An 18,635-nucleotide genomic window follows, 5' to 3' on the forward strand; every position below is an offset into this window, starting at 1 on the left:
TTATTATTTATTTATCTCTTTTCTAATATTGATATTTCGTTGTGGAATAGTAATGGGTAATAAATTTGACTTCAAAACAATTCGCTGTCCGATGTCACCAACTACAAAGGAAGCAAAACCCGTACCCAAACCCGCAGAACCTTGATAATTTAACACATATATACTTCTTTTCAGAGGATACAAACCCGCTCCTAGATTGGCTTGAGACGGTTTGTAATAACTTTTATTGTTAGTAGCGTTTTTAACATTTTTAACCGCCAAGACATTTACGTTTTCTACTAAAGATTGCCATTCTGGGTAAGGTTCTGCCACGGCATCCATTCCAATTACACCGATGGCATTCGGATTTTTAGCAACAAATTCCAAAACTTCTTTAGTCGAATTTAATGAATACAGGCTTTCTTTTGGACCCGCTTTCACATTTGCCCAACGGTTCATATACGTTACCACACTAGAATTAGGATTTTCGAAAACCAAGCTATTTATATTGCTAGATTTTCCGTGAAGTAAATCATACACGTCATCCAAATCTATTAATGTATCATTGTTGCTTTTATTACGAATAAAAACTACAGCGTCTGAAGCGAAATGTGAAATCCGAGGTATAATTTTTTTGTTATCAAAATAATTTTCTTCTTCTTTGGTCAACCTTCTAGTTAAAACTGCCATATTGGTTTTTCCACTTAATAAATCATTGACGATTTCAGATTCTGTTTTGGCGGTCAATTGAATTTTTGCATCATATTGATTTTCAAAAACCTCCACTTGCCCTTCAATTAGCGATTGAACCGTTTGATCTACATACAAGTTCATTTCCCCTGTTAAAATAGTATTCTTATTTTGACCTTCTACTTTGTCTTTACAAGCTAAGAAAATAGTAATTATCACAATAATCATTGCAATTACTTTTAGATAGGTCGGAATAAATTGCTTTCTCATTCTTTTTTATTTTGGATTAAACGGATGAATCGAAAGAATGCATATACAATTAACAAGACACCAAATGCAATTCTATAAGTAGTGGACATTTGAATGGGGAAATCTTTCCAGAAAATTACAACTACCCCCAACACAAAGTAAATTAAAAAAAAGACTATTCCTAAAACGAGCAAAAATCGCACTTTAGGCGATTTCTGAACTCTTTTATTTCTATTGTTACTGTTTATCATCTAACTGTTTATCCACCAACAATACTAATTGGTAATGAGTACAATACACGAACTGGACGACCATTTTGAATACCCGGTTTCCATCTTGGTGATTTTTTAAGTACACGAATTGCTTCAGCACCCGTACCATAACCAAGGTCGCGCATTACTTTTATATCGGTCAACGTTCCGTCTTTTTCAACAACGAATTGCACGAAAATTCTTCCTTTAACATCTTCGTCTGGAGCACGGTAATTTTTACCAACAAAATCGTAAAATTTTTGGATACCTCCTGGAAAATCAGGACGCACTTCAACTGCATTGTACACCGTGTTATCTTCTACAATTTTGACATCCTTTTCACCTTCTCCCGAAGGCATATCAATGACAATTTTTCCATCATCACGACCTTTAATATCTTTTGCACCAACATTTTTGTCTTTCAGTTCTTCAATAGTTTTGATTTCTTCCACTACTTTCTCTTTCTCAACAACTTTTGGCTTCACAAACTTCACCTCATCAATTTTTGGAGCAGGAGGGGGTGGAGGTGGTGGCGGAATCAATGGCTTCACTTCTTCCACCGGAGGTGGCAAATTTGCCATGTCAACCATAACCACTTTTTCTTCCACTAAGTCTTCAGCTGAACTCCAATCTAACATGGGTAAGGCCAATAAACCTGCAAAAACAGTACTTCCAATTAATAAAGCTATTAACGTTACTTTCGGATTTTCCTTACGTAAAACGTAGGCACCGTAAGCTTTGTTACGACCTTCGAATACCATATCAATCCACTTTCCTTTGAATATATCTAGTTTCATACTATATTATTTTTAAATTAAAAGAATAAAACTACTCTTCAAACAATTGCTTTTCTTGCGCAGTAATGTCATCGATTGCATAAATCTTAACTTTTGTAATAGCCATTTCATCCAACACATCTACCAAATTTTTATATGTAGATTCCTTAGTTGCTTTTATAAGAACAATTAAAGGTTCACCATTTGGTTTGTCTGTATTTCTCGTAGCCAATGGCACTGATTTGATTTTCTGTAAAATTTTCGTACGAAGACTTTCTTTAGAATAAGACAAATCATCTGGCCCTTCAAGTGGCTTATCAATTTGTCCCATATAGTACTTTAGCTTGCTTTCAGGACCTAAAACAATAGTCATTGTTCTATTCTCATCAATAAGCATAGGTTCTTTAATTTCTATATCCTTGTCTGGCATAGCCAAATCCATCGATTGCGGTTTTGATAAGGAAGTCGTCAACATAAAGAAGGTAATTAATAAAAAAGCTAAATCTACCATTGCCGTTAAATCGACACTAGAATTTTGTTTTTTACTTCTTACTTTACCACCCTTATCTGCTTTTCCCCCGCCAGTATCTAATTGAGCCATTTTTTATATTGTTTAAATTATTCTCCTCTCAAACCTGTAACCAAATTGAATTTGTTTACTTTCTGTTCCTGAAGAATATCCATTATTTTCTTAATTTCTGGATACTGCTCTTTTGCATCTCCTTTGATGGCAAAATTTAGCTGTTTTTCATTCACTTCTGCATTTGCATTACGTGCTGCACGAACCCATTCTTTCAATTGATTGTCTAAAGAATCGTGTGGAATTCCGATTTGAACGCCTTCATTATTTCTGTCTGTTGAAGACAATTTAATCAACCCGTTTAATTGATTTACAGGAACTCCAAATTCTTCCATTAAGCTAAACCTTTTTTTCTCTTCTTCAGTAAAGGAAAGCTTGTATTGTTCGCTTATCAATTCTAAGGTTTTAATTCTCACATCTGGTGCTTTCACACCAAAAAACACTTTTCCACCATTTGCAATCGTAATGATTGCTAAATCACTCTCAGGCAATTTTACTTGTACTGTAGAAGCTGGCGTTTCAACTGGAACAATTTCTGGTTGTTTTGCCGTAGCGGTTAAGATAAAGAACGTTAACAAAAGAAAGGCAACATCACACATCGCCGTCATATCGACTGCGGTAGCTTTTTTGGACATTTTAACTTTCGCCATATTGTTTATTTAATATTGCATCAAAATAAATTTGATGCAATAATTATTAATTATTATTTTTATTAACCTCTTAAGCTTCCTCTGAAACGTCTGTATGTACTTACAATTGTAGCACCTGCCTCATCAATTGAATACGTCAATGTATCAATTTTTGAAGTAAAGAAGTTATACGCAATAATTGCTAAAGCTGAAGTCGAAATACCTGTAGCTGTATTAATCAAGGCTTCAGAAATACCGTTTGCTAATGCTGCTTGATCGGGTGCTCCCGAAGTTGCCAATGCACCAAACGCCGTAATCATTCCCATTACTGTTCCTAAAAGTCCCGCTAATGTTCCTAAAGAAACTAGCGTCGAGATAACCGTCATGTTTTTTTCTAACATCGGCATTTCTAATGAAGTAGCTTCTTCAATTTCTTTTTGAATCGTTTCTGCAGCAGCTTCACTGTCAAAACCTTCTTTCTTCACCTCATTATATTTGATTAAGGCTGCTTTAATAGCATTTGCCACAGAACCTTGTTGCTTATCGCAGTCTTCAATTGCTCCGTCAATATTTCCCATTGTAATATTTGACTGTACGCTTTTCATGAATTTGTCTAAACTTCCAGTTCCCGCAGCCTTTGAAATAACAAAGAAACGTTCAATTGAGAACACAACAACCATTAATAATAATCCAATCAAAACGGGTACCACTTTTCCTCCTTTGTAAACCATTCCTAAGTAATTACCAGACAAGGGATGACCTGTATTATCTCCGTTCTCAAAATTAGAACCGTCTCCCATTACATATCTCCAAATAAGAATTGCAATTCCAATACATGCAACAATTGCAATACCAGTAAATAAATTTCCACCAGTTGAACCACTTTCTTTTTTCGCTACACTAGCATTTGATGCGTTTGCCATTTTTTTTAATTTAAGTTTTTAAAAATTTTAATAATTACTTTTTTAAAGCAACGATATTTATTTAATTAATTTAACAGAACGACAAATTTATATTTTTACATCATATAAAAAAATAAAAATAACCATTTTATTAATTATTAACAATAAATTTTGAATTGAATAAAGTTACATTGGTGATGCGAAAGATACCGTTTTTTTAATTATTACATAACATTACCATGAATAGTTCAAAATATTGCATTCTATAGGTCATTAATCAATGATTCACTGATAATACATTAACCTTAACCTAACATTTACATAAACTCTAAACTAACTCTTTTTATTGCCAAAGCAGTCATTTTTACGTCTATTTTACTAGTAAAATAAAATTTTACGGCCGAGAATAGGGTTAAAACAGGCAAAATTTTCAAAAATGTTCGTACTTTAGTTTTCAATTTATATACAATTTGACTTATGATGTATCAAAAGGACTCATTTATTGACACAATTACCAACGGTTACAACTTCAAAGAACCATCCATCACTCTAGGTGGTGCTATGCTCGACGGAGTAGCGCTACCAGATGCGTTTATCAAAGTACCGCTCAAAACTTTGAACCGTCACGGTTTGATAGCTGGAGCTACCGGAACAGGTAAAACTAAGACCATTCAAGTACTATCGGAGCAACTTTCTTTACAGGGTATCCCCGTTTTGATGATGGACATCAAAGGTGATTTTAGTGGTATCGCCGCTCCAGGAGAAGCCTTACCGTTTATTATTGACCGTCATAAAAAAATCAACCTTCCCTACTCTACTACTAAATTTCCTGTAGAACTACTGACGCTTTCTGCTCAAAACGGCGTTCGCTTACGTGCTACGGTATCGGAATTTGGTCCTGTATTGTTCTCGAGAATCCTTGATTTGAACGATACACAATCCGGGATTGTATCAATTATTTTTAAGTATTGTGACGATAACAAAATGCCGTTACTGGATTTGAAAGACTTCAAGAAAGTCATCAACTACATTACGGATGAAGGCAAAGCGGAAATCACGGAACATTACGGCAAGATATCTACTTCGTCAACTGGGACGATTTTGCGAAAAATCATCGAACTGGAACAACAAGGCGGCGACATTTTCTTTGGCGAGAAGTCGTTTGATGTGAGTGATTTAATGCGTATTGACGAGGAAGGGAAAGGTTATGTAAATATCCTTCGCTTGACGGACATTCAAGACAAACCGAAGCTATTCTCTACATTCATGCTGAGCTTGCTTGCTGAAATATACCAACAAATGCCAGAACAAGGCGACTCGGGACAACCGGAATTAGTACTCTTTATTGACGAAGCCCACCTGATATTCAACGAAGCCAGTAAGACTTTGCTCGACCAAATAGAAAGTATCGTCAAGTTGATACGGTCCAAAGGAGTTGGGATTTATTTCATTACCCAGAACCCGATGGACGTCCCGAGTGGGATATTGGCACAATTAGGGTTGAAAATTCAACATGCGCTTCGGGCATTTACAGCTAACGATAGAAAAGCGATAAAAAGCACTGCAGAAAACTACCCCATCTCGGAGTTCTACAAAACAGACGAGGTGCTAACAAGTTTAGGAATTGGAGAAGCTTTAGTAACCGTTTTAAACGAGAAAGGAATCCCTACCCCACTTGCTGCAACGATGCTTAGAGCGCCAATGAGCAGAATGAACATCCTTGACGACGCTGAAATCTCAGCGATAAACAACAACTCCAAGCTAGTAAAGAAGTACAGCGAAGTCATTGACCGAGAGAGCGCTTATGAAATCTTAAACAAAAAGATTCAAGAAGCTGTTAAAGTCGAAGAAACCAAAGCTGCAACTGCAAAGCCCGCTGCCAAAACAAAAGCGGAACCCATGAGCGACACTACCAAAACAGTTATAAAAGTACTAACCAGTGCTACCTTTATTAGAGGCGCTTTTGGCATCCTAAGTAAAATGTTTAAAAAATAATCCTATGAAAAGATACACCTTACAAACCGCTCCATTCGTTGTTCCTACGACAGACGGAAAGTTAATTGAAGAGCATTTCGGGAAGGCTACTGATGGCAACTCGGATATCTCAATCGCACACATGGTCGCGCCTCCCCACTGGAGCGAACCGTTTCAAAAGCCGGAATTCAGTGAGTACACCTACATTATTACAGGTAAGAAACAATTCATCATTGATGGTGAAGTAGTGGTACTAGAAGCCGGACAGTCGATAAGAATTGACGCCAATACCCGCGTCCAATACTCCAACCCTTTTGAAACCCCATGCGATTACATCTCAGTTTGCATACCGGCTTTCGATTTTACTAAAGTACACCGCGAAGAATAACCAATAAAATTCGCAACTTGTTGCCAAAGACACCTACCAGTTTTTACGCGTTCATGTCTTTTATCAAACCAAAAGCAAAGTAGCCCACAATACCACCTCCCACTACAATACACAGCCACATAAACAGGTTGGTTTGCCAGAAAGACTTCTCTAACGGAGCAGTCTTTTTGGACTCCAGCTTTGTAAAGTTGGCAATCTTAGCTTTCGGCAATACGCCGCTTTCTTCAGCAATAAAGTTGTTTAAATCATAGGCGGGTACGGAAAGCGTCGTATCAATAATCACTTCATACTTTTCCTGTTCCGTAAGCTTCGAAAGCACAACGATAGGCTTCTGTAACACTCGGATGGCGTCAATTAGTAAGGGTTGATTGTCTTGGTTCTCAATTTCAACAGTAAACTCCCGTTCGTTTATGGCGTTGAAATAGATGCTTCGGTCCTTCTTGGAATTTAAATTAAATTGTGCCAAACTTTCTTGATACGTTCTACTTCTCTTTTTTACCTTTTCTGTTCGGGTGGCTGTCAGACTTGCTCTTCTATCAAAGTAGTCGGACTTGATGGTAAACGACAAAGCATCTACCTCAAACGATTGGTTTGCGGTAAAGTGAATCTTGGTCAATTTTTTAACCTTATCCTCCTCGATTTTATACGTGAAAGCAGTTACCTCAACAAATTGCTCTGGGATGAGTTGCGTTTCGGCAATACCAACAGCGATGATGTTTAAAGGAAGTGATTTCCTGTCATTGAAAACAATCCGCAAGAAGGGGTAATTGTTCGCGGGGAAGTCGATACTTCTGGATACGGACGTGCCTTTTGCCGCAATAAGACTGCTCAAGGCTTGGTTTTGAACCAAACCAAACCATTGTTTTCCGTCGTTACTACCGCTAATGGAATAACTTTTGGTCAACGACGTGTTCTCAATTTGCAAAGAAAATTGACTTATTTGTTTGCGTTTCTCGTTTTGAATTACAAGCGAAGTTATGGAGTCCTGCAATTGTTCTTTAGAAAGTATAGCAAAAGACTGGTATTTTTCTGATTGGTTTTGACGCATGTCAATAACATACGGCACTTGATTGCTTTTGCCGTCAAGAATACGCAAAAACCGCAAGTCGTTCTGGGCAGCCGCTCGAACTTCTGGAGCAAGGGTTATTGCATGCAACCCCGACTCTTTCACATCGGTAATGACACCTTTATAACTTTGGCTGTAGCCAAAAAAACTCACAAGAACGAGTAGAACATTACTTAATTTCTTCATCAGTACTGGTTTTTGGTGCATCATCTACTACTAGTTTTTTGACCTTTTGATACACAAATGATATGATTAATATTAAAACTCCTAAGAGAATAAAAGCAACAATCTTGCCTGTTTCGGAAACGTTTTTGATGTCGTAAACAAACAGCTTCACGATGGTCAATCCCAACAAGGAAAGCGAAATGATACGCAAGTTTTTCCATTGTTTCTTGATACCAATGATAAGAAACACGAAGGAGAACAGCCCCCAAACGATAGGATACCCAATCTTGATAATCTGTGCCTTGATATCGTGCAGCTTATCTTCATATAGATACTGTTTTTCGAAATCAATTCCGTAGGTTTCGACATCACTCTTTTGAAGGGTTGACTGAATTTGCGTCACATCGATACTGCCTTTGGAGAAAACCAAACTATGTACCATCATTTCGTTACTCAATATATATACCGTTGCAAAAACGAATAACCAAGGCATGATTTTATTGTTCAGCACTGCTACTCGTGGCTCCTTACTTGCCCGTGCAAACAGTTGGTATCCCATATATATCAAGCAACCCAAGACAATATAATGAAAGTATAACGCATATTGTGTCGTGGTAGTACCAACAAAGTTCTGCACTATCTCATCGTTTGGCAAACTATAGAATGTAACGATATAGAGCACAATAGACAGTGCCGAGAGAATTAAAACGACATCCTGAATACGACTCTTTTTCAGCTTTGAAAGCAAAAATAACAACAGTGCCACAAACACAAAATGATACACCACCACGAAAGCATTGGCTGAAGCCAAATTAGCTAAGAGTTGGAACGCTTGATAATCAATTTCTAAAAACCCCGTAAAGTAGGTAACCAAAACAGCAACCGCACCCACACTTGTTCGGTATAAAGGAAGGGCGACAAACATGATTTTCTTATCGTCACTTTCCTTCTTAAGCAACCAATAAGTCATAAATAACGACGCACTTACAAAGACACCCGCGATAAACAACGGATTGAAAACGATTTGCAAATTTTCATCATAGTACTCGTACTTAATCCAGTCCATCAGTAAACTTATGACTGTTAAAACTTGCACCACTAAAGCACCCCATTTAAAACGGTCAATGCCGCTCTTTTGAGACAACCAGAACAACAGCACTGCCTCTGCAGCCCAAAACAAGGTGATTTGGTTTCCTTCAAATTGCAACGGGATAGTCAAAGTAACAAAGATTAAAGCAAGACCTATTAATAAGTAAATAGCATTTTTGTCTAACCCAAATTTCCTGTAGAGCACGACAGCATACACAACGTTATAGATAGCAAGCAGTAGAGAAAACAGTCCTTTGAACTCAATACCCCAGTTGTGAATGATACCCATCCCTATACCGAAGAAGAAAAACGTATTGGCAACCATAATAAAGTATTCCGGCAAGCTAAACACGCCTTTGTTCCTGATGTTACTTAACACAATGGTAATGCTAAAGATGAAATAGAACGCAGTGGCAAAGAGCATTGCTCCTAAATGCGGCAACGTATTGGCATACAATTCTCTGGTATACCATGAAGCAAACAACACTGACGTAAAGATAAACGCCAATATACTGACAATCTTCCACTTCTTGAAATAGGCTATCGCCAATATACTCGTGTTTAACAAAGCTATGTAAGTAAACAAAACAACATAATTGCCTTCGCCCGTACTTACCATAAACGGCACAGCAAATCCTCCAATAAGAGACAAAACAGCCAATTCCTGTCGGTTATAGGACACCGAAACCAAGACACTGAATACCGTAATCACTGTCATTATACTAAAAGCGACCGTCTGACTAAAGAGCTGGTATTCGTGAAATGCAATAGCAATCGTAAAGTAAAAAATACTGATGGCACCCGCCACTAAAACCGAGCTAAACGCCGCATAATTCTTCTTGAGTTTATGAGCAACCGCCATAACTAAGGCACCACACAAGACACCTATACCCACTCGGGCAGGCTCATTTATCCAATCTTTAGCGATGGCATACTTAACAAAGAAGCTGATACCAAGAACTAAGATTAAAATTCCCAGTTTGTTTATCAGGTTTTCACCAATAAACTTCTCTAGGTCAGGATTGTTCTCTTTGAAGGTTTCCAGCCACGATTTTTGGGAGATAACGGGTTTAGGTTTGCTAATAGGTAATAGTGCAGGTTGCAAAGTCGCCTCTTCTACCTCATCCGGTAGTATAACAGAAGGCGAAACGGCAACCACTGGCTCTTCAGTAACGCTTTCTTGTTCAAATTCTTTTATCGGTGGGTGAATGGTATCAACAACTGGTTTAGATATAATTTCTTCATAAAGCTTATCAGCCTGCTGCGTATCACGCTCACTAACTACCGGTTTAGCTGCTAATTCCTTCTGAATCGCATCCATCTTTTTCTGCAACGTCCACAACGCCTCATGTATCTTAGTGTCTCTAGAGTGACTTTTCAAGAAAAGCAACAGTACTAAAATGAATATTACAAACAGCAAGACTCCTTCCATTTTATTAATTTAATTTGTTCTAATTCAAAAGTAATCTTTATTCTGATACGGTGGGGTTTATTTTTGTTTTAGTAAAGATATAGTGGGGTTTACGATGACAGAAACATACAACAATAAAGAGTACGTCATTGCGAGGAACGAAGCAATCCTATGTAATCGGTATGTGGTGCGAGGGTAGTTACGAGTGAGGGGTTATGGTAGGAATTGCATGTTGTCGTGGATGGTGGGAGTATTCGTTTATAGGATTGCTTCGTGCCTCGCAATGACAAAAACATACAGCCACAACAAAGCACAACACCTCACAATGCCAATAACTTATAACAACAATCCTCAAACCTCCTACCCTAGCAACTCAATAATTCGCTGTTCGACTTGAGGGGAGTTCCAGTTTTGTTCTATGTGGTCCATGCGGAGGACTTTTTGCATGATGGCGTTTTGAAAATCACCTATGGCTAAAGCTTCCGCGTAGGGTTGCAGACTAAAGGTAACGCGTCCGTAGAGGGGTAACCACTTATCGGGGTGTTTGTCTGAGAACCATTTCTCTATTTTCTTTTGAAGGAGAAAGTTGGCGTCGGCTGTTTTGTCGCTCATTTCGTCAAAGTTTCTTTTGGATAACTCTGCGATGGCGTCTGCATTGGGTTTTCGTGAAATCTCATACTCGGAGAAGATGGTTTTCCAGTCGTCGCCGTGTTCTTGCATGAGTTCGTGTAATATCGTAATGTCTTCAAAACCAGCATTCATCCCTTGACCATAAAACGGAACAATCGCGTGAGCGGAGTCGCCTATTAAAGCTACTTTATCCTCGTACGTCCAAGGATAACACTTCATAATGGCAAGATAACTGGTTGGGTTTCTGAAATAATCTCTAACTAAATCAGGAATCACTTCCTTAGTATCTGGGAAAAATTCAGCAAAGAAAGCCGTCAGGTCGTCCTCGCTTTTGATGTTTTCAAAGGAGTTTTCGCCCTCAAAAGGCATAAACAACGTGCAGGTAAACGAACCTTGCAAGTTGGCCAAAGCCATCAACATGAAGTTGCCTCGCGGCCATATATGTAAGGAATTCTTGTCAAGCTTGTGCGACCCGTCAGCGTTCGCGGGGATGTGGAGCTCTTTGTAGCCTATTTGCATGAACTCCTGACTGTAATCAAACATCGACTGGCGTTGCATGCGGTGTCTTATTCTAGAAAAAGCACCATCGGCGCCAAATACTTTGTCAAACTTTATCTCCTTCCATGCGCCTTGTTCGGTTTCGCCTTCAAACAGACTGGCTGTTGCCAAGTTGACGTCCCATATTTTATGTTCAAAATAGAAATGTACTCCTTCGGCTTCCGCCAAATCAATCATCTTTCTGTTTAAGATACCTCTAGATAAGGAGAAAATAGCTTCGCCCTCTTTGCCGTAAAACTGGTTTGTTAACGAGCCATCTTGCAGGTGAATCCCCCTTTTATCAACGGGAATCCCGATTTTCCTGATTTCGTCATCAAGACCAATATCTTTTAACGCCTTCCATCCCCTGTCTGACATGACCAAGTTAATGGAGCGTCCGGAGAACTCAATGGTCCTAATGTCAGGACTTCGGTCAAAAACGGACACTGTATGACCCGCTCTTTTTAGATAAATGGCTAGTAAAGTCCCTACCAGACCCGAACCGACTACTGCGATGTTATGAGGCGTTTGCATGTATTGCTACTGTTGTATTACGTTTTACAAAAATACTGAAATATAGAAAGGGAACGTTGCTTTTAGTGCAGAAATTACGAAGGTTTTGTCATTAACTATTTAGGATTTAAGATTCAGGATTTAAGATTTCCTATTGGAACCAAAAAAAGAGCACAACCTGCGTTTGCCCTTTCTTACATGTATAGGTAGCTTACTGCTTAACTACAACACATCTACCTCATACTTCGTTACCGTTGTATCACTTTGATTAACAACAGTCAAGAAGCGATGCAGACTATAATCAGCAACACCAAAGGCGCTTATCATAATAACAAGTTCGGTCATAGGTTCAAGCATCACGGGCATGCTGTCAGTGCCATTAGCCATTGTGCCAAGGTAAAAATGGATGGTTGCCGCTCCCTTGTTTCTCAATTTCAACTCATCATCAGCTAGAAACGTGTGCACTAGGACTGCCTCGTTTTCCTTAGGCTCAAGTTTTCCTGTAAAGATGCTCTGGCTGTTGTCCCGAAGGGTTTGAAGGTCAAACATGCTCTCGATGTATTCTAGTCTGTCCCAAAACGTATCCATCGCAAAGCCCAAGTTGCGCCACTGCATAGTCATGGCATTGATGCGGGCCCTTTCGACATTACCACTCATTGACTTGACAGTTCCCTTTGCCCCCAACTGACTATTCCGAGCGGCATCTAAGTCTGCATATGTACCTCGTACTCTATCCATTATAGACTCAATTTCTTTATAAGGCTTCATGTTTAGCGCCAAAGTATCATAGGCATTGATGCGGTCGTCTATGCTACCACGACTAAAGGGGTTTCTGCCGTTCATAAAAATAGCTTTGAATGCCGGGGTGCCTTTTCTATAACTAAGACCTGCAACTTGAATACTCAACTCCCAATCATTGATATTGGAATAGGCTACATCAAGCATTTGCTCCAAGTTTAAAGTTTGCCCTTCTTGCGAGCCCCCTGCACTTTTCCAGTTGTTGTATTCCTGTACCAATGCGATATGCAAGGGCAAGTAACGGGTGTGAATGGGTACTAGTTTTGATTCTGTAAGTGCCTTCTTTTTTAAATCGGCCTCGTGGTACGTGCTCAGTTTTACGGCTTTCTTGTAGCTCGTTCGAGTTGAATTCTCAAACTGATTCATTAAATACTGCCATGTTCGTGTTTGCATAATAAATTGTATTAAAAGTGAAACAATAATAGATATACATTGAAATATTGGTATGCTATATATAGGTATAAACTTTAATGCCATTTATTACGCAGTACGAAACGTTGCTCCGTCTTGCAGTAAGTAACGGTACGCGGTACGAAACGTTGCTCCGTCTTGTAGTAAGTAACGTTACGCGGTACGAAACGTTGCTCCGTCTTGCAGTAAGTAACGCTACTTGGTGCGAAACGTTGCTCCGTCTTGCAGTAAGTAACGCTACTTGGTGCGAAACGTTGCTCCGTCTTGCAGTAAGTAACGTTACTTGGTACGAAACGTTGCTCCGTCTTGCAGTAAGTAACTTTTTGCGTTGAATACCATTCAAACACACTACATCCTGCTACATGCAAATTTAAAAAATGTAAATACCCTAAAGAACGTGTTGCATTACTGCGAAATCTTTGATAAAGCTACTAAAAGATTATTGATTTACAACTTACAAAAGGTAATTATTTTTCATAATGAAGCAAAATATTTTCTGTGAAATTTTGAAAGCTTTAAAAGCCTTGTATTTATTGGGGTTTACAATTTCATAACAAATAAAAAAGAGTGGAGCAACTGAGGGTCAGTGGCTCATAAATATTAAAACATATCGTTTACTTGGCTGATATTCGAAGAAAAAGAGGATATTGAAGTTATAAACGGAGGGAATTTGGCACCAAAAAAACACACATTTACATAAATTTCATTAAAATTGCTGACTGCGAATAGTGCAAAATGAAGCTTGGTAGTTTTACATCGCCACAGATTTAAAAGATTTAAAAGGATTTTATTTTTTATGCTTGGGAAATATTTAAATAAACAGGACCATTTTTTACGCGGAAAACGCAGATGACGCAGATTTACGGGGATTTTATTTTAAATGCTTGATAGGTTTAAAAAAAAAATCGTGCATTCGTGGCTAACCTATTAAGGCTTTACCACGAATACACGAATTATATTAGATAAGTTTCATTGAATCCGCGTCAACCGCGTCATCTGCGTGAAAAAAAAGCTATTTATCGTTTAAAGTTAATCACTTCTCCTACGTTCAAACCGTTATTTTTAGCCAAAACACCGCACATGTGGTACAGCATTCGAGCGCCAACGTTTCCGTCCCAGTCGTCGTTTTCGCCGGGAGCTACCTCCACTAGGTCGAAACCGATGATTTCCTTACCGCTTTCGCCAAGTTTAGACAAGAGGTATGTCGCTTCTTCAAACGAGAAACCACCAGGAACTGGAGTTCCTGTATTAGGTGCATACCAAGGGTACATTCCGTCAATGTCAAAGCTTATGAGTACCTTTTGCGGAAGCTGGGCTATGATGTTTTCGCACTGTTTTTTCCAAGTTGTTCCTTCAAATGTCTCGTGTTTCAAATCTCTATCCGTGTACACTACCACTCTATCACTTTGAACAACTTCTACTTCCTGCTCACAAAAATCACGAATTCCTACTTGCACTATCTTAGAAATCTGAGGTAGCTGCAAGGCATTGTACATGATACTGGCATGGGAATAGGTGAAGCCTTCATAGGCAATTCGCATATCCATGTGGGCGTCGAGGTGCAATATCCCAAAGTTCTCGTGAACGGATGCCATCGCTTCGTAATACCCCAACGGCGTGGAATGGTCGCCTCCTAAGAGTACAACCTTTTTGCCCTGCTGCATCCAATGCTGTACGCGTTCCCGCAAGGTTTCCTTCATGGTGTGGCATACGGCATTGATTTTTGCCAAGTCTTGTTGTAAAAGCGGGTGGTTGTGTATGGCTTCTCCCTTTTCTAAGGCTTCAATGATAGGCTGTGCCATTGCTTTGTGGTCGGCACTTTGTTGCATCCAGGTGTTGTAATGCTCGCCTAGGTCGAGATGCATGCCCAGTTTCCAGAGTTCTGGGAATTCTTGGTGGTGCAAGTCTACCTGAAAGCTCGCGTCTAGAATAGCTTGTGGCCCTTGAGAAGCACCTGCTCCATAGCTCACGGTTACTTCCCACGGCACGGGAATAATGATGATGTCGCTTTGGGCAGCTGAAAACGGTAGCCCAAAAATGCTCTCATCGGCTAGGCCAGGTTGAGAGGGGTCGAAGTTATTTATGATGTCTTGTTTGTTCATTTTGAAAGTTTTTTAGCCACGAAGACGCGGAGGTACTAAGGTTTTTTATTTTTTAAAGAAAAGGAAGGTGTTAAGTTCTATTTCTTGTTCCGTTTTTTTGCCGCTAAGGCACGGAGGTACTAAGGTTTTTTTTAAGTTTGAGAAAAGGAAGTAACGGCTTTTTAACCATTACTTCCTCTATGTTCTATATTCTATGCTCTATGTTCGTTCTTCTATCTTTTTATTCTCGCGAAGACGCAAAGACGCAAAGCGTTGTTTGTTTTTAAAGAAAATGAAGTTACTTACTTATTAAGGTTCCAACCTCTATGTTCTTTCTTCTAAGCTCTATGTTCTTTCTTCTAAGTTTTTACTCTCGCAAAGTCGCAAAGACGCAAAGCGTTGTTTATTATTAAAGAAAATGAAGTTTCCGACTGATTTAGTTTCCAACCTCTATGTTCTATATTCTATACTCTATGTTCTTTCTCTTATCTTTTCATAGAAAGAATTCCTTCTTTCAATATCTGTCCGAATTCATACATATCTTGGTATGAACAGTATAGAGGAACGGGTGCTAACCTTATAACATTTGGCTCACGCCAATCGGTAATTACTCCTTGTTTCATAAGGTATTCGAACAATGCTCTGCCTTCTCCGTGAAGAAACACAGAAAGTTGCGAAGCGCGTTCTTCGGGGTTGGAAGGGGTGATGATTTCGAAAGTGCTGTCTACTTCTTTGTCGATTTCGTGTAAAACGAATTCGAGGTACGATGTGATGTGGTCGCGCTTTTTGATAAGGGCGGGCATGCCTATTTCGGCAAACATCTCAACGGAGGCAAGGTAGGGCGCTAAGGATAAGATAGGCAAGTTACTTATTTGCCAACCGTCGGCACCTTCCACAGGGTCAAATTGAGGTTCCATTTTGAAACGTCGTTCTTTGTTGTGTCCCCACCATCCGGCGAATCTCGGTAAATCAGAATCTTTGTGGTGCTTGCAATGCACGAAACAACCGGACGCGTTTCCTGGTCCTGAGTTCATGTATTTGTAACTACACCATGCGGCAAAATCTGCTTCCCAGTCGTGTAGCTCAAGGTGTATGTTTCCGGCAGCGTGTGCCAAGTCCCAACCTACATAAGCACCGGCTTTGTGGCCTGCTTCGGTAATAGTTTTCATGTCGAAAACTTGTCCCGTATAATAATTGACACCACCTATAAGAACAAGTGCCAGCTCATCTCCTACTTCGTCAATCTTTGCCAGAACATCTTCTAGGCGAATGTTGTGTTCGCCCTCGCGGCGTTCTATCTCGACAATCATATCACTAGGATTCATGCCTAGATGTTGGGCATGGAAATGCACCTGACTTTGAATCATGTATTGGTCACTTGGAAACGCTTTTGCTTCACAAAGAATCTTGTAGCGCTTGGCAGTAGGCTGATAAAACGACACCATAAGTAGGTGTAAGTTAACCGTCAATGTGTTCATCACAGTCACTTCGCTTGGCAAGGCACCCACTATTTTACTCAACGGATTAGCAAACCTTTCGTGGTAGTCCCACCAAGGCTTGTCGGCATAAAAGTGACCTTCTACAGCGAGTTCCGCCCAGTCGTTCATGACTTCATCTACATACGACTTTGCCGATTTGGGCTGTAGCCCTAACGAGTTTCCAGTAAAGTAAATGACTTGTTTACCATTCACTTTAGGGAAGTTAAATTCGTCACGGTATTTGCTTAACGTATCGGCTGCATCCAGTTGTTGGGCATATTCTCGGGTGTTCTGAAATGTCATGTGTCTTGATTTAGTGCCGTAAAAATAACGAAAATAATTGAAGTTGCTTCCTTGAAAGGGAATGGAATTTTTGTCCTGTCATTGCAAGGCACGAAGCAATCCTATAAATGAGCTCTACTAACATCGACGACTACATGCAATTCCTAGCATCACGTAATACCCATTAAGACTCCCGTGCCACGCACCGATTACATTGGATTGCTTCGTTCTTCGCGATGACGCAGTGTTTATCCTTGTTCGTTATTATCTTCGTAAGGTACGAAGCAATCCTATAAACGGCAAACTCTCATTATAGACCTTTGCCATGTTTCAAATTCCAACAAAGTGAAACGCCTTTGCAAACTTAAAAACCCACACCCATCACTAATTCTAGCCATAAAACTTTGCGACCTTTGCGGTAAAAATTCCTACCTTATTATTAAACATAAAAAAATCCCAAGCATAACTCGGGATTTAATTTATAAAGGTTGAAACCTATTATTAAGAAGCAATCTCCAGACGCTTCAACAAGTTCTTGTTTAACGTATGTTCTGCGTATTCTCTGTCAATCTTCAATTCCGTTTCATCCGAACTTGGCAAGTCGTACATGGCATCGGTAAGGATGGCTTCACAAAGGGAACGCAATCCACGAGCACCAAGCTTGTATTCCAAGGCTTTGTCTACAATGAAGTCCAAAGCTTCGTCCGTGATGGTAAAAGCAACGTCGTCAATAGAAAACAGTTTCTTGTATTGCTTAATCAACGCGTTCTTAGGCTCTGTCAAAATCGCTCTCAACGTCTCTCTATCCAACGGGTCCATGTGTGTCAAAACAGGCAGTCGCCCGATGATTTCCGGAATCAAACCAAAGTCTTTGATGTCTTTCGGGATGATGTATTGCAATAAATTGTCTTTATCGATATTGTCTACATTCTTCGAAGTACTGTAACCCACTGCTTGACGGTTCAAACGTTTAGAGATAATTTTCTCCACGCCATCAAAAGCACCACCTGCGATAAACAAGATGTTCTGTGTGTTTACTTCCACAAACTTCTGGTCAGGGTGTTTTCTACCTCCTTTTGGCGGTACATTTACAACCGTTCCTTCCAGTAATTTCAACAACGCTTGCTGAACTCCTTCTCCAGAAACATCCCTCGTAATCGACGGATTGTCGCTTTTACGAGCAATCTTATCAATCTCATCAATGAAAACGATTCCTCTTTCGGCTTTCGCCAAATCATAATCGGCAGCTTGAAGTAGTCGTGTTAAGATGCTTTCTACGTCCTCACCAACATACCCGGCTTCAGTTAAAACTGTAGCATCTACAATAGCTAAAGGAACGTCTAACATTCTTGCAATCGTCTTTGCCACTAGCGTTTTCCCAGTACCCGTTTGCCCCACCATGATGATGTTGCTCTTTTCAATTTCAACATCGTCTTCAGTTTGCAACTGCATCAAACGCTTGTAGTGGTTATACACCGCCACCGACATCACCTTTTTAGTTTGGTCTTGACCGATTACATACTGATCTAAAAAGGCACGAATTTCCTTCGGCTTTTTCAAAATCAAATCACCTACATTCTTTTTACTGCCTTTGTTCGCTTTGAGTTCTTCCAGCACGATTCCGTGAGCCTGCTCAATGCATTTGTCGCATATATGTGCGTCAATTCCTGCAATAAGCAAGTCGGTTTCGGGTTTCTTCCGACCACAAAATGAACATTCTAAAGTTTGTTTTGCCATTATATTTTTGTTGTCTGTT

Annotated in this window: 15 protein-coding genes; 3 read left to right on the top strand and 12 right to left on the bottom strand. The window is 39.5% G+C overall.

Annotated features, from left to right (window positions below; genetic code table 11):
• Positions 1–3: 3 nt before the first annotated feature.
• The 5 genes from ACQ5J2_RS00785 to ACQ5J2_RS00805 all read right to left on the bottom strand — a co-directional run bounded on the left by ACQ5J2_RS00785 (position 4) and on the right by ACQ5J2_RS00805 (position 4,077).
• Positions 4–939: a PstS family phosphate ABC transporter substrate-binding protein gene (locus ACQ5J2_RS00785; protein WP_432671790.1), complete on the bottom strand. Its 936-nt coding sequence runs from the start codon at positions 937–939 to the stop codon at positions 4–6.
• A gap of 238 nt (positions 940–1,177) precedes the next feature.
• Positions 1,178–1,966: an energy transducer TonB gene (locus ACQ5J2_RS00790; RefSeq protein ID WP_432671791.1), complete on the bottom strand. Its 789-nt coding sequence runs from the start codon at positions 1,964–1,966 to the stop codon at positions 1,178–1,180.
• Positions 1,967–1,997: 31 nt separating this feature from the next.
• Complete coding sequence (locus tag ACQ5J2_RS00795; protein WP_432671792.1) at positions 1,998–2,546, bottom strand: ExbD/TolR family protein; 549 nt, start codon at positions 2,544–2,546, stop codon at positions 1,998–2,000.
• Positions 2,547–2,563: 17 nt separating this feature from the next.
• Positions 2,564–3,175: an ExbD/TolR family protein gene (locus ACQ5J2_RS00800; RefSeq protein WP_432671793.1), complete on the bottom strand. Its 612-nt coding sequence runs from the start codon at positions 3,173–3,175 to the stop codon at positions 2,564–2,566.
• Between the two features lie 62 nt (positions 3,176–3,237).
• Positions 3,238–4,077, bottom strand: a complete 840-nt coding sequence (locus tag ACQ5J2_RS00805) for a MotA/TolQ/ExbB proton channel family protein (RefSeq protein WP_432671794.1) — start codon at positions 4,075–4,077, stop codon at positions 3,238–3,240.
• A 459-nt stretch (positions 4,078–4,536) separates the two neighbouring features.
• Here ACQ5J2_RS00805 and ACQ5J2_RS00810 point away from each other — a divergent pair, with 459 nt between their 5' ends.
• Both ACQ5J2_RS00810 and ACQ5J2_RS00815 read left to right on the top strand, forming a co-directional pair.
• Positions 4,537–6,051: a helicase HerA-like domain-containing protein gene (locus tag ACQ5J2_RS00810; RefSeq protein ID WP_432673333.1), complete on the top strand. Its 1,515-nt coding sequence runs from the start codon at positions 4,537–4,539 to the stop codon at positions 6,049–6,051.
• A 4-nt stretch (positions 6,052–6,055) separates the two neighbouring features.
• A complete protein-coding gene (locus tag ACQ5J2_RS00815; RefSeq protein WP_432671795.1) occupies positions 6,056–6,418 on the top strand; it encodes a cupin domain-containing protein in 363 nt (120 codons plus the stop codon).
• A 43-nt stretch (positions 6,419–6,461) separates the two neighbouring features.
• On the opposite strand, the gene ACQ5J2_RS00820 is transcribed toward ACQ5J2_RS00815, so the two are convergent.
• The 4 genes from ACQ5J2_RS00820 to ACQ5J2_RS00835 all read right to left on the bottom strand — a co-directional run bounded on the left by ACQ5J2_RS00820 (position 6,462) and on the right by ACQ5J2_RS00835 (position 13,020).
• Entirely contained in the window at positions 6,462–7,670 is a 1,209-nt protein-coding gene (locus tag ACQ5J2_RS00820; RefSeq protein ID WP_432671796.1) for a hypothetical protein, read from the bottom strand.
• Positions 7,654–10,170 carry a DUF2339 domain-containing protein gene (locus ACQ5J2_RS00825; protein WP_432671797.1) on the bottom strand — a complete coding sequence of 839 codons (2,517 nt, stop codon included), beginning with the start codon at positions 10,168–10,170 and terminating at the stop codon, positions 7,654–7,656. Before ACQ5J2_RS00825 ends, ACQ5J2_RS00820 begins: the two co-directional genes overlap by 17 nt.
• A gap of 339 nt (positions 10,171–10,509) precedes the next feature.
• A complete protein-coding gene (locus ACQ5J2_RS00830; RefSeq protein WP_432671798.1) occupies positions 10,510–11,850 on the bottom strand; it encodes an FAD-dependent oxidoreductase in 1,341 nt (446 codons plus the stop codon).
• A gap of 201 nt (positions 11,851–12,051) precedes the next feature.
• Positions 12,052–13,020 carry a hypothetical protein gene (locus ACQ5J2_RS00835; RefSeq protein ID WP_432671799.1) on the bottom strand — a complete coding sequence of 323 codons (969 nt, stop codon included), beginning with the start codon at positions 13,018–13,020 and terminating at the stop codon, positions 12,052–12,054.
• 77 nt (positions 13,021–13,097) lie between these two features.
• On the opposite strand from ACQ5J2_RS00835, the gene ACQ5J2_RS00840 reads away from it, so the two are divergent.
• Complete coding sequence (locus ACQ5J2_RS00840; RefSeq protein ID WP_432671800.1) at positions 13,098–13,370, top strand: hypothetical protein; 273 nt, start codon at positions 13,098–13,100, stop codon at positions 13,368–13,370.
• Between the two features lie 684 nt (positions 13,371–14,054).
• Here ACQ5J2_RS00840 and ACQ5J2_RS00845 read toward each other — a convergent pair.
• The 3 genes from ACQ5J2_RS00845 to clpX form a co-directional block, all read right to left on the bottom strand.
• Positions 14,055–15,140: an agmatinase family protein gene (locus ACQ5J2_RS00845; protein WP_432671801.1), complete on the bottom strand. Its 1,086-nt coding sequence runs from the start codon at positions 15,138–15,140 to the stop codon at positions 14,055–14,057.
• Between the two features lie 464 nt (positions 15,141–15,604).
• Positions 15,605–16,900 (bottom strand): kynureninase, encoded by a 1,296-nt coding sequence (kynU, locus tag ACQ5J2_RS00850; RefSeq protein ID WP_432671802.1) that lies wholly within the window; start codon positions 16,898–16,900, stop codon positions 15,605–15,607.
• 480 nt (positions 16,901–17,380) lie between these two features.
• Complete coding sequence (gene clpX / locus ACQ5J2_RS00855; RefSeq protein WP_432671803.1) at positions 17,381–18,616, bottom strand: ATP-dependent Clp protease ATP-binding subunit ClpX; 1,236 nt, start codon at positions 18,614–18,616, stop codon at positions 17,381–17,383.
• Positions 18,617–18,635 lie beyond the last annotated feature (19 nt).

It is taken from the genome of Flavobacterium sp. SM2513, assembly GCF_050908145.1.
GTDB lineage: Bacteria > Bacteroidota > Bacteroidia > Flavobacteriales > Flavobacteriaceae > Flavobacterium.